We start from the raw sequence: 12,660 nt of genomic DNA, 5'->3' as shown, positions 1-12,660 counted from the left end.
ACCCTTTACATCATTACTACGTCAAACTGCTCTTGGCTATATAAGCTCTCAGTTTGAATGCTAACCTGCTTACCAATAAATAATTCAAGCTCAGCTAAATTATGATACTCATCGTTGATCAGGGCTTCGCTCACCGCTGGCGAGGCATAAACCATAAACTTGTCAGCATCATAAGCACGATTCACACGCACGATTTCCCGTAGGATCTCATAGCAAACGGTTTCAACTGTCTTTAATGAGCCACGACCCGAACAAGATGGACACACATCACAAAGAATATGTTCTAGACTTTCGCGCGTGCGCTTGCGGGTCATTTCCACAAGACCAAGTGCAGAGAGTCCATTGATATTCGCTTTCGCTCGGTCTTTAGACAACGCAGTTTCTAAAGAGTGCAATACTCGGCGTTTATGCTCGTCAGATACCATGTCAATAAAGTCGATAATAATGATACCACCAAGGTTTCGTAACCTTAGTTGCCTCGCAATTGCTGACGTTGCTTCAACATTGGTATTAAAAATCGTCTCTTCGAGGTTACGATGGCCAACGAACGCGCCAGTATTGACATCAACCGTTGTCATTGCTTCTGTTTGGTCAATGATAAGGTAGCCACCAGACTTTAACTCAACCTTTCGATGTAGTGCCTTTTGGATCTCAGTTTCAACATCAAACAAGTCAAAAATAGGACGCTCACCTGGGTAATACTCAAGTGCACTTGCGAGTTGGGGAACAAACTCTTCAGTGAAAAGCTTTAGCTCTTGGTAGGTTAACTTTGAGTCAACACGAATACGCTCCATATCCTCACCAACATAATCACGCAAGGTGCGAAATGCTAAGGTAAGATCCTCGTGCAAGATTTTTGCTTTGCTCGTTTTACGGCGGCGAGTCACTATTTTTTGCCAAAGCTTTTTCAAAAACTCAGCATCGTGCTGTAACTCTGCCTCCGAAGCACCTTCAGCAGCGGTACGAACGATAAAACCACCGTTTTCGTCATTATATTGTGCAACGATTTCTTTTAATCGGTCGCGCTCTTGTTCGGTTTCAATACGTTGACTCACTCCCACATGCGTAGCATCTGGCATAAACACCAAATAGCGTGAAGGAATAGTAATGTCCGTTGTCAGTCTAGCGCCTTTTGTGCCAAGCGGATCTTTGACCACTTGTACCATAATAAACTGACCTTGTTTAACCAGCTCACGAATATCCTGCACTTTCTTAACTGGGGACTCGGCCACCCCCTCTTCGATAGAAGCGCTGTTCACGATATCTGACGCATGTAGAAACGCCGCTTTTTCCAAGCCGATGTCGACAAAAGCAGCCTGCATACCGGGAAGAACTCGGCTTACTTTGCCAAGATAAATATTACCAACGATGCCGAGGTTACCGATCCGTTCAACTTGAACTTCTTGCAGCACCCCATTTTCGATTAAGGCTACGCGACTTTCACTTGGGGTGACATTGATTAGTAGTTCGCTACTCATATTTTATTTTAAAAACCGTTGAATTAATTCGTCTGTCTCATATAAAGGTAAGCCGACAACTGCAAAATAGCTACCTTGGATCTCAGTTACAAAGCGTCCACCTACCCCTTGGATCCCGTAACCACCCGCTTTATCTTGTGGCTCGTTAGTGTCCCAATAGGCCTCTATCTCAGTTTCGCTAAGCGTTTTAAAAGTCACATTGGTCACAATCACATCACTCAGTACTTTGCTTGTGTCTGCAATTGCAATCGCAGTCATCACCTGATGTGTATTACCAGAAAGGCGCTGCATCATCGCTTTGAAATCCGCTTTATCACGAGGCTTGCCAAGTGCTTCCCCGTCAATAACGACCACAGTATCACTGCCAAGAACCGGCCTGTCGGTATATCCTAGCGCCACACCAGACTGTGCTTTTAAACGCGCTAAGCGCTCCACAAGCTGTAATGCGGTTTCATCGTCTAGTGGACTTTCATCAGCATCAACACTAAATTGCTCAAACGAATAGCCAAGCTGAGAGAGTAGCGCTTTGCGACGCGGAGAAGCCGAAGCTAAATATAAAGAAATAGACATTATCTGATCCTAAACTGTCTACGATATTTTCTTAGCAGTGGGAATATCCATAGCCAGCACACCATGCCCGTAACCGCAGGCCACAGATAATGCGGGTTAAAGTAGATATCAAGCAAGAAATGATTAAGCCAAAATTGTAACAAATGATAGAGCGCGAGAAATAGCCCAATCAGCACAGCTTGCTGCCAGATGGAGAAATTACGAATTTTCTGAAAGTTGCTGGCGGTAATATAAATACAAATGGAATAGGTCAACGAGTTCACCCCGAGTGGCGCGCCCATCGCTAAATCTATTATCAGGCCAGTCATCCAAGCCCAGCCAATATTCACACGGTGAGGAACGGCCAAAGACCAGTACATCAACACCAATAATACCCAGTCAGGACGAAAGGGCTCTAGTGAAAAAGGCAATGGCATAAGCGCCATGATTAACGCAACAAAGACACTCAATGCAATCAATAAGTTGCTATGTTTACTCATGATTAATTGCCTCTTGGCTACGTTTACCTAATACCACGAGTAAGCGAATGCGATCTAGTTGTGCAATTGGCTCTGCTTGTACTTGTGCAAATGGTAGACCTTCGTCTCTGTCTATCTCAGTAACTACAGCCACCGGATAGCCTTCGGGGAAAGTACCACCAAGCCCGGAAGTGACCAACACATCACCAATGCGAATATCCATACTATGCGGTACATGAGCAAGACGAACATTATTGATTTTACCCGTCCCCTCAACCACAGTGCGAACGTCATTACGCAATATTCTGACCGGTGTCGCATGGGTGGTATCTGTCATTAGCAGCACTCTTGAGGTCGTTGTACCGACTTGAGTTAGCTGCCCAACAATGCCCATTTCGTCAATAACAGCCTGCCCTTCGCTGATCCCATCAATAGTGCCGCGATTAATCACTACCTGATGACTATAAGGGTTCGAATGAACAGACAAGACTTGAGATATTAAACGTTGATTGGTTTCCCTAGCCGAAGCACCTAATAAAGCGCGCAATTCTTGATTTTCTTTTTGCAAAAACTGCAGTTGCTGCAATTGCTCACTCTGTATTAATTGTTTTTCTCTGAGTGCTTGGTTTTCTTGTTGCAGCTTTTCTCTGGTATTGAGACTTTTCAGGCCCAAGTTGAACGCTTCATAGGGAAGGTTAGCGACGTACAGTAGCGGACTGACCAAAGTATTTAAACTGGTTCGCACCATAGTCCCACCAACCGTGTAGCGGTCACCAATGATCAGAATAATACTAAGCACAACTGCGACAGTAAGTCGCAGTTGTAAAGGTACGGTTCGGCCAAATAATAAATTCATCAGTCGTAACTAAATACGTCACCACCGTGCATGTCTATCATCTCTAACGCCTTACCACCACCTCTTGCCACACAAGTTAATGGATCATCGGCAACCACAACTGGAATACCAGTTTCTTCCATCAACAAACGGTCTAAGTCTTTGAGTAATGCGCCACCACCTGTTAATACCATGCCGTGGGCAGAAATATCAGAGGCAAGCTCTGGTGGCGACTGCTCTAGCGCAACCATTACTGCACTTACAATTCCCATCAAAGGTTCTTGTAAGGCTTCTAAGATTTCATGTGAGTTGAGTGTGAAAGAGCGTGGCACCCCTTCAGCTAAGTTACGTCCGCGAACCTCAATCTCAATCGGCGTTTCACTCTTAAATGCAGAGCCTATTTCATGTTTGATATGCTCAGCCGTCGCTTCACCAATCAGGCTTCCAAAGTTGCGACGTACATAGTTGATAATCGCTTCATCAAACTTATCACCACCGATACGTACTGAAGACGAGTAAACAACACCATTCAGTGAGATAATTGCGACTTCCGTCGTACCGCCACCAATATCAACAACCATTGAACCCGTCGCTTCAGATACTGGTAGGCCAGCACCAATTGCAGCAGCCATAGGCTCTTCAATTAAGTACACTTCACGCGCACCGGCGCCCATTGCGGATTCACGGATTGCACGTTTTTCAACTTGCGTTGCACCACAAGGTACGCAGATAAGTACACGAGGGCTTGGACGCATAAAGTTATTATTGTGCACCTGTTTGATAAAGTGCTGTAACATTTTTTCTGTTACATAGAAGTCTGCAATCACCCCATCTTTCATCGGGCGAATAGCTTTAATGTTACCCGGCGTTCGGCCTAGCATTTGCTTAGCCGCAGTACCCACTGATGCAACACTTTTTGGGCCACCAGCTCGCTCCTGACGAATTGCCACTACCGATGGCTCATTCAGTACGATGCCTTCTTCTTTTACATAAATAAGTGTGTTTGCCGTCCCTAAATCGATAGAGAGATCGTTAGAAAATAATCCGCGTAATTTTTTAAACATGAGGCTGGGTGACCTTTCAGAATTCTGTCAAACAAAGCAGCATCACCTGCTGCTCTTAATTTACTACTTATCGCTCTCGAACGAGTCGAAAACCTATATAATTCGCTCTAAAATCTGGCGCTAACGCTAAGCGAGTTGACACTCGAGCCAAACTCGGCGCGAAATTCCATGCACCACCACGCACTGTAACATCGTTCTGAGAAGCACGCTTTTGCGTCCACTCCCAGACATTTCCTACAGTATCATATAAGCCATAGCCATTGGGCGAGAATTGGGCAACTGGTGAAGGGCTTTTATTAGACCACTCACTGCCACACCAACCACAATTAGCTAGGTTTCTTCCGATTTCATTACCCCATGGGTACTCAGATGCAGTGCCTGCACGCGCCGCATATTCCCATTCAACTTCATTGGGTAATCTAAATTGCTGTCCTTTTTCGCCAGATAACCAGTTGGCATACGCTTTGGCATCATCATAAGCAACACAAACAACGGGAAAATTATCTGATTGCTCGTAACCTGGGTTTTCCCAATTATATTCAAGCTCCCAAACCGGTTCGCCATTTTTATAATATGCGCAGCCTTTACCTTGTTCGGCTAAGGTTTTATATCCAGTGCTTTGTGCAAAACGGCGAAAAGCCGCTACTGTAACCTCAGTGCTCTGCATGGCATATGAATGACTCAACACTTTTTCAACAATGGGACGCTCATTTGGTAGACCATTACCCGTCAAATCTCCCATTTTAAAAGTGCCAGCAGGGATAATAGCTAGCTCATTTTCGGTAGTTGCAACAGCAACCACCTGTGCTTGTTGCGCTTCAGACGCAGGCTTTTTCGTTACAACAGACGTTATCGATTGGCGTTTCTTCACCAATTTCGCATTAATGGTTTGTGCAGCTCGTAGGTTAATGCGTGCTTTATAAGGTTCATAACCTAACTTACGGATCTCAACATCATAAAATCCGGCAGGAATTGCTACTGTCGTTTTTGTCGCGCCGTAGCTGACTCCATTAATAAATACTTCGTCGTCGTAAACATTTGATCTTAAAGTTAACTCGACTGTTTTATCAGCCGTTTGTGACTTTTTTACAAGAGGGGTCTCCACGACAGGCTGCTTTGTAATAGTCGCAACTTCAACTGACTCACTTTGCTCGTCCGAAAAAGTCAGTTGATTATCACTGTAGACGCTCGAGTAGTTAGACTGGTAATTTACGGCAAGCGGAGTGCCATACTCAGCACAATAACGATTGTCTAAGCTCAACAAGTTACATAAGCGGCTGCTATTTACATCACCACGCATCGTCACACTGAGGTTAACGTTGTAGTTGCCTTGTCCACTAAATCCACTATTTACAACATGGCTGCTAATCACTTGAACCTGCGCGCCAGCCATATTGCGTTTTGGCTCGACAACACGGCTCTCGGTTAGGTTTGCAAAAATCTGATCAATAAAGCGCTTAGTTGCTTTTTGAAGCCCCATTTGCTGACCACGCTGCTCACAAGCCGCCAAGGTTTCTGTGCGCTTACAGTTAATCGTGTGGTCTACCTCTAAAGTACCTTCACGAGTAAACTCATTACGTAGTCGCTCTACTCGCGCTGTGCCAAGCTGATCTTTTAAGTTTTCGAGTGTATTTACTAAGGTGTGCTTAGTTACACGGACTTGCTCAATATCTTTACGCTGTGATGCAATCGCCGCAATTTGCATCGCAATGTCTTCTTTATTCTGCTTGTGATCTGCCACCGCTTGCTGATAACGCGTTTGCGCAGAAGAAATATCAATGGAAGGATCATCAATTAGCCGACGATACAACTCATTCATTGCATCTAAGGCCTGATTTTTTTCTTTATCTAACTCACCTGAACGTTTTCTCAATAACTCAAGTTGAGACTGCAGACGCGTTTCCTCTGCTAGGTGCTTTTCTAAAACGACCGAGTATCTGTCTAATTCACTTTGCTTATTAGACAATTCAGACTCGATGGCAGTGACCGTCGCAGTATCTTGCGCCATAGCGCTTTGAGCAACAGTACCCATGGCCAAGATCGAGGCCGAGACAATAAAAGTTAAAGGAGCAATTCGCATATGTTCCATTCCCAACAGCGGCAATTGTTTGGTCTTGTTATTTCTTATAGTTAGGGCTCTATGCTATGTACTTACAAAGTAAAACACAAGCTTTGCACAATTAATATCTGAGTTTACAACTATTAACCAGCGTCTTGCCAGTTTTTAGCTGAGATTTTGCCTATTTTTCTCAAACATTGTGATGTATTACTAATTCGAGCCCAAAATAGTAGATAGGCAATCAAAGATATGTGGTAACCTCTGGAGTGAAATGCTCGGGTTATTTATTATAGAGCGCAAAATATCAGACTAATTTCATCATGCAAACCATCACCAATATCGCCGAGTCACCAATTCAAACTATTCACCACCCGACATTGGATAAGTACGGTTTGACTTTGCTGGTTAAGCGTGATGATTTGCTCCATCCTGTGATCCAAGGAAACAAGTGGCGTAAGTTAAAATACAACATTCTCCACCTAAAGAAAGCAGGCCTTGGAGAGTTAGTCACTTTTGGCGGGGCGTTTTCCAATCACTTATATGCTACCAGCATGGCGTGCAAACTTTTCGCAATCAAAGGGCGCTTAATTGTTAGAGGCCCAGAGATTGACCTACACAATCCAACGCTAAAAATGGCAAGCGCTTGCGGGCTTACACTTCATCCCGTGAGTCGAGTCGAATATCGGCAAAGAAATCAACCTGAATACATTAAAACTCTGCAAGCCAAGTTTAATAATGCTTATCTCATACCAGAAGGCGGCACTAATGCACTTGCACTGCAAGGCGTTGAAGAGTTAGCGCATTCCTTGCCTCAAAGTGATTATGTCATGACTGCCGTGGGCAGTGGTGGCACAATAGCAGGACTAACCTCGGGGCTACCTAACCACACGCAGGTTTTAGGCGTTACGGTACTTAAAGGTGCTGAATACCTAGCACAGGAGATACATGAATTAATCACAGCTCAGCGCTGCGCGCCATGGCAGCTACTCCATAATTTTCACCACGGAGGTTACGCCAAGACAACACCTGAATTGCTGAGCTTTTGCCATGAAATGAAAGTAAAATGTCGTTTGCCTCTTGAGCCTATTTACACGGGGAAACTATTTTACGCCATTTTCACTTTGGCCAAACAAGGATACTTCAAAAAAGGCAGTGTGATCACCGCAATCCATACCGGCGGTTTACAAGGATTAGATGGCTTGAGATATTTGGAAAACAAAAAGTCGACTTAATCAGCTCATGCGATTAGCATTTTAGTGAATATCAGCGAGTTGTTGTAATGGTGCGGAGAAATAATGCCCTTGAGCCCCTTTCACTCCAAGCCCTTTGATGCAACTCAGTTCAGCAACGGTTTCAATCCCCACTGCATATACTGGGATACCCAAGCTTCTCGCTTGAGCGACGATTTGCTTTACTGTGCGTTTACGGTAGGCAGACTTTTCAATGCCGTGCACTAGCTCATAGCTGAGTTTGATGGCTTTTACCAACTCGACAAGCGGTGAGCGCCCTAGCGTCAGAGCCTGCGTAACGTTATCCAAATAAATATCGCACCCAAGTCGGTTCAACCTATCAAAAGCGGTCAACAATCGCTCTCCATGTTGGTAGACCTCTTCAATGCTAAGTTCAAACCCGATTGCCGCACCACTATGAGACGCAATGAGCTGCCCCTCTAGCCAATCAATAAACTGATTATCCACCCAACTCGAAATATGTAAGTTAATACTTACTTTACCAAAATTCCTTTCCTGCTCATAAACAGACAACACCTGCTTCACTATCGCTCTATCAAGAAACTGAAATTGCTCTGGGGTATAAAGGTGTTGCATCACCTGCTTGGCCGAAATTCTCCCCATTTCTTTGTGAGTTATCCTCAATAGCGCTTCGCTTACAATTACATCTTCGGCTAAAAAGTCGAACAACGGCTGGAAGAATAGTGAAAACTGCCCAACTTTGAGGTAACTAAGCAAAGCCTCACCGTCTTCATTAAGACGTTTTGCCAATAACTCTGTAAGATGAACTAAATGGGTATGTTGCCACACTTGATTTTGCGCGATTGAGAGCGCTGATTTAGCGCTTTGATAAACCTGTGTTTGCTGTTTACTCTCCTGATAAAAACAAGCGCCGAGCTTGACTTTACTGCGTGACAAATCCCCCCGAAACTCTAGCAGCACTCTGTATACGATTTCATGAATTTGCTTTGTCAAATCCATACCTTTAGTCGCTCCTACTTGCTTGACTGTCACTGCTAGTGCTCCCGAAGCAAGATATTTAACCGCTACCGTCCCAAACTCTCCAGCGCCTTTAACCAGCGCAAGCTGAAAGTGTAGTTGCAAGTCAACTTCTTTGGGCGTGCTACACTGCCAATGGACTAAAGCAAATAACGCATATTGCCTTTCAGAAGGCGGAGCTGGCAACGCCACTGGTTTTTGCTCATTTGAGCTATATGCCGCCTTACCATATAAAAACCACCACCGATGTACGAATAACACGAGTCCAATTGACAACAAGTTAAAAAATATCAATATGAAACCATGACTTATCCATATAGATTCATGATATAAGGTAACGGTTTGGTCATTCGCAGCAAATTGGTGTTCTTCTGCATTCGCAACAGGTAACAACGAAAAACCATACCTCGTAGCTATTTCACTTGCTCCCGCAGCAAAGGCTTCAGTTGATAGCTGGGTAATTTCAGCCGCAGCCTCCTCTCCTTGGGTGTGAACCTGAAGGTGTAATAAATGACTAAAAAGAAAATTTAAACACAACAACACCGCCAAACTTACCGCGACTAGCTTTTTTCGGTACTGACGACTAAATCCATCTAACAGCTGAGTTGGCATAATATTTTTATTGCGTGAAAAGATAACTGAAGTGTTGTTCAAAATAATGCAAAACTCAAGCAAAATGCGGCTTTAAATTGTACAGAAAGGTTAAGCAACTGAGCCAAAACTAGAAATGCGTTAAGTTCATTGATCGTACATGAGGTTAAGCTTCATCTAAGCCAACTTATCGCAACTTACTTAGAGATAATGTAAGCCAATAAAAAACAAAAACCCCAGCATAATGCTAGGGTTTCCTTAAACGCTATACCACTCTTTAGTACGGATCAGAAGGGAATATCATCATCAAAATCAATTGGCGGCTCCATAGGGTTTGAGCTTCCGCCTGATTGACCGTTGTTTTGGTTCTGTTGTGGTGCAAAACCACCTTGAGACTGACCGCCAAATCCAGAAGACTGCTGTGAATTCTGTTGCGATTGCTGTGGTGCGAATCCACCTTGCTGTTGGTTTGACTGGCTTTGCTGTGGCTGCGAATATTGCTGCTGAGGCGCTTGATTATAGCTTTGCTGGCCATAATTATTTTGCTGCTGTTGACCACCTTGGTACTGGCCACCACCTTGACTTTGCTGCTCGCCACGGCCACCTAGCATTTGCATTTGACCACCCATGTCCACAACGATTTCCGTTGTATACTTTTCTTGGCCGCTTTGATCTGTCCACTTACGAGTCTGTAGACGACCTTCAATGTACACCTGCGAGCCTTTTCTTAAATACTCACCTGCAACTTCCGCAAGTTTGCCAAACAACACCACGCGGTGCCATTCTGTGCGCTCTTGCAATTGACCGGTGTTTTTATCTTTCCAGCTATCCGTAGTTGCAATGCTGATGTTAGCCACGCCGTTACCGTTTGGCATATAGCGAACTTCAGGATCTTGGCCCAGATTACCTACCAAAATTACTTTATTAACACCACGTGCCATGGCATTGTCTCCTCACACTATGACAAGCCCAGCACTTGCTTGGCTTGCTTCAAATCAAAAATTTTATCATCTACTTTTAGGTAGCTACGATTCTCATCTCTTACTACCGTGGCCTCAAGTACCCCAGGTAATGAAACCAGTTGGTCTGCTAATTCCGTCGCCTGTTGCTCATTTTCTACAGCAGAAACTAAGCTGATCGCTTTGCTCTTAGGTGGCACTTGCATACCCCAAGCGATAACAAACCATATTACCCCAATAATAGCCGTTGCGGCAAATATCGTATCGACCGCAAAATTTTGTGCCAAGATACCACCCAAAGCACCGCCTATAAATGCACCTAGAAACTGGCCTGATGAAAACACTCCCATCGCCGAGCCTTTTTGATTTGCTGGAGCTATGCGAGAAACCAGCGCAGGCATAGTTGCTTCAAGAAAGTTAAAGGCAATAAAATAGACCAACATAGCAGCTGCGATCACCCAAAGTGAATCTACAAAACAATACAAGGTAACTGAGCTTACCACTAGCATTGCAATAGACAGCAAGAATGTCTGCTTTTCTTTTTGTTTGCGGATCGCCACTATCATCATCGGTGCCATCAAAATGAAGGCGAGTAAGAATACTGGAATATAAAGTTGCCAGTGTCTGTCTGCAGCAAGGCCATCACGGATTAACTGACCTGGCAAGGCTACAAAAATCGTAGTCAACGTCAAATGTAATAGCAACACACCCAGATCAAGTCTCAGTAACTGTGGGTTTTTAACCAAGCGACGAATATCTGCAAAGCTTGCAATTGTGTCGCCTTTTGGCGCTTTATTTACCGCATTTGGTACCATAAAAGTGATGATAGCAATACCTACAATCGCTAATACTGCAGTAAGCCAGAAAATTCCCGCGATACCAAAAGACGCCGCAATCATTGGTCCTAATAACATGGCCACAGCAAAGCTCATACCAATGCACATGCCGATGACCGCCATTACTTTAGGACGCTGCTCGTCGCGGCTCAAATCTGCGGCAAGTGCAAGTAAAGCGCTTGCAATAGCACCCATGCCCTGTAGCGCTCGACCAAACGTTACCCAATAGATTGAATCCGCTAAGGCTGCAATAACGGACCCCAAGGCAAACACCAGTAAACCACCTATAATAATTGGCTTACGGCCGAACTTATCAGACAACCAACCCATAGGGATCTGTAGCACGGCTTGAGTCAAACCATAAGCACCAATCGCCAAACCAATCCACAATGGTGAAACATCCTGTAAAGATTGGCCATAAACAGCCAACACAGGCATCAGCATGAACAAACCGAGCATGCGGAAAGCGAAAACACCAGCAAGAGAAATCGCGGCGCGTTTTTCTGTCGGGTTTAAAGAGTCATTAGACATAAGGCGGTATTCATCACTATCGAAAATCACGCGCAAGTTTAACAAACTCTTTTCTTAACTTACACTAGCGCGAGCGGATCTTTGCAATGCGGTTATTAACATCATGAATTTGAGCGGCTTGCTCCGAAAGAAAAAACGCTAATGAACGTCGTACTTAACCGTGATCTGCTCTAACTTCCCGCTACGTTTTACCCGTTCAAATGCTTGACTCAACCGCTGCAAACGCTCGCTCGTTGTGCGTGCCTTGCTAAAAGCAAAATATACTGGGCTTTCGTTAATAACCAACGGACTAATAGCAAACTTTTCAAAATCAGGGTTATTTTTATTTTGATACAGGATGTTGAATTTTTCTTCTAAAAACCCTGCAATCCGTCCCTTTTTGAGCAAATTCAGTTTCACCTGATTGTCTGGTACATAGATAAATTGCGTTTCACTGTCGACACGACGCGCAAGACGAGCTGTAAATGCTTCACCATAATAAGCATTACGCTGAATAGCGATGGGCTTTGACAGATGGAATAACGACTCAAGTGAGTCAAGCTGGTGAGGTTCGCCTGAATTCATTGCAAAAACAATGGTTTCCATTCGTTGAGGACCAATAAAATAGGCAAACTGTTCTCGTACTGGTGTTTTTGTAACACTCAAAATAAGATCGATATCGCCCTCCTCTAATAGCTTCAGCGCCCGACCCCAAGGAATACTTACGAAGCGATAACTACACCCAGCTTCATCTAACAAGGCTTTTGCGAAATCAACGTCCATACCGTGCCAAACAAGGTTGTCATTTAATTTAGACTGCGCCGCATAATTCTCAAACCGCACCACCAGCTCACAAGCGAAGCTGTTTTGGCAAAGCAGCACCATAAGCAATAAAAGTCGATACAAAATCAATATCCCAAGTTGATCGGTTTAATAAGTTTAGTTCGTTTAGCAGAGATAACTTAATTTTGTATTCGGGATGCGGTAATCTGTTCACTTCACATCATGCTTTGACTGATCCAGGTTTCAATTTAGTGGATTAGTATCGCGTACTCAGTACAGCGCACGAAAA

11 protein-coding genes are annotated in these 12,660 nt (G+C 44.2%); 1 reads left to right on the top strand and 10 read right to left on the bottom strand.

Going from position 1 to position 12,660, the window contains the following annotated elements; genetic code table 11:
- Window positions 1–5 precede the first annotated feature (5 nt).
- The 6 genes from rng to DRB05_RS14365 form a co-directional block, all read right to left on the bottom strand.
- Complete coding sequence (rng, locus tag DRB05_RS14390) at window positions 6–1,478, bottom strand: ribonuclease G (RefSeq protein WP_010376650.1); 1,473 nt, start codon at window positions 1,476–1,478, stop codon at window positions 6–8.
- A gap of 3 nt (window positions 1,479–1,481) precedes the next feature.
- The gene (locus DRB05_RS14385) at window positions 1,482–2,048 is read right to left on the bottom strand and encodes a Maf family protein (protein ID WP_128727569.1); all 567 of its coding nucleotides are present in this window, start codon (window positions 2,046–2,048) and stop codon (window positions 1,482–1,484) included.
- A complete protein-coding gene (mreD, locus tag DRB05_RS14380) occupies window positions 2,048–2,530 on the bottom strand; it encodes a rod shape-determining protein MreD (RefSeq protein ID WP_026001073.1) in 483 nt (160 codons plus the stop codon). Before mreD ends, DRB05_RS14385 begins: the two co-directional genes overlap by 1 nt.
- Window positions 2,520–3,362, bottom strand: a complete 843-nt coding sequence (mreC, locus tag DRB05_RS14375; RefSeq protein WP_128727568.1) for a rod shape-determining protein MreC — start codon at window positions 3,360–3,362, stop codon at window positions 2,520–2,522. Before mreC ends, mreD begins: the two co-directional genes overlap by 11 nt.
- Window positions 3,362–4,405: a rod shape-determining protein gene (locus DRB05_RS14370; RefSeq protein WP_010376642.1), complete on the bottom strand. Its 1,044-nt coding sequence runs from the start codon at window positions 4,403–4,405 to the stop codon at window positions 3,362–3,364. The genes mreC and DRB05_RS14370 overlap by 1 nt, the downstream gene beginning before the upstream one ends.
- Before the next feature lie 67 nt (window positions 4,406–4,472).
- Entirely contained in the window at window positions 4,473–6,485 is a 2,013-nt protein-coding gene (locus DRB05_RS14365) for a formylglycine-generating enzyme family protein (protein WP_128727567.1), read from the bottom strand.
- Window positions 6,486–6,784: 299 nt separating this feature from the next.
- Between DRB05_RS14365 and DRB05_RS14360 the strand changes: the two genes are divergently transcribed.
- Complete coding sequence (locus DRB05_RS14360; RefSeq protein ID WP_128727566.1) at window positions 6,785–7,696, top strand: pyridoxal-phosphate dependent enzyme; 912 nt, start codon at window positions 6,785–6,787, stop codon at window positions 7,694–7,696.
- A gap of 21 nt (window positions 7,697–7,717) precedes the next feature.
- On the opposite strand, the gene DRB05_RS14355 is transcribed toward DRB05_RS14360, so the two are convergent.
- The 4 genes from DRB05_RS14355 to DRB05_RS14340 all read right to left on the bottom strand — a co-directional run bounded on the left by DRB05_RS14355 (window position 7,718) and on the right by DRB05_RS14340 (window position 12,494).
- A complete protein-coding gene (locus tag DRB05_RS14355; protein ID WP_128727565.1) occupies window positions 7,718–9,304 on the bottom strand; it encodes an EAL domain-containing protein in 1,587 nt (528 codons plus the stop codon).
- 266 nt (window positions 9,305–9,570) lie between these two features.
- The gene (ssb, locus tag DRB05_RS14350; RefSeq protein WP_128727564.1) at window positions 9,571–10,224 is read right to left on the bottom strand and encodes a single-stranded DNA-binding protein; all 654 of its coding nucleotides are present in this window, start codon (window positions 10,222–10,224) and stop codon (window positions 9,571–9,573) included.
- Between the two features lie 17 nt (window positions 10,225–10,241).
- On the bottom strand, window positions 10,242–11,609 hold the full coding sequence (locus DRB05_RS14345) for an MFS transporter (RefSeq protein WP_128727563.1): 1,368 nt from the start codon (window positions 11,607–11,609) through the stop codon (window positions 10,242–10,244).
- A 138-nt stretch (window positions 11,610–11,747) separates the two neighbouring features.
- Window positions 11,748–12,494 carry a transporter substrate-binding domain-containing protein gene (locus DRB05_RS14340; protein ID WP_128727562.1) on the bottom strand — a complete coding sequence of 249 codons (747 nt, stop codon included), beginning with the start codon at window positions 12,492–12,494 and terminating at the stop codon, window positions 11,748–11,750.
- Window positions 12,495–12,660: the final 166 nt, after the last annotated feature.

Source organism: Pseudoalteromonas sp. A757, from assembly GCF_004103285.1.
In the GTDB taxonomy this organism is placed as follows: Bacteria; Pseudomonadota; Gammaproteobacteria; order Enterobacterales; family Alteromonadaceae; genus Pseudoalteromonas; species Pseudoalteromonas galatheae.
Note: the sequence above shows the minus strand (reverse complement) of the source record. Positions and strands in the feature narration are given on the sequence as shown.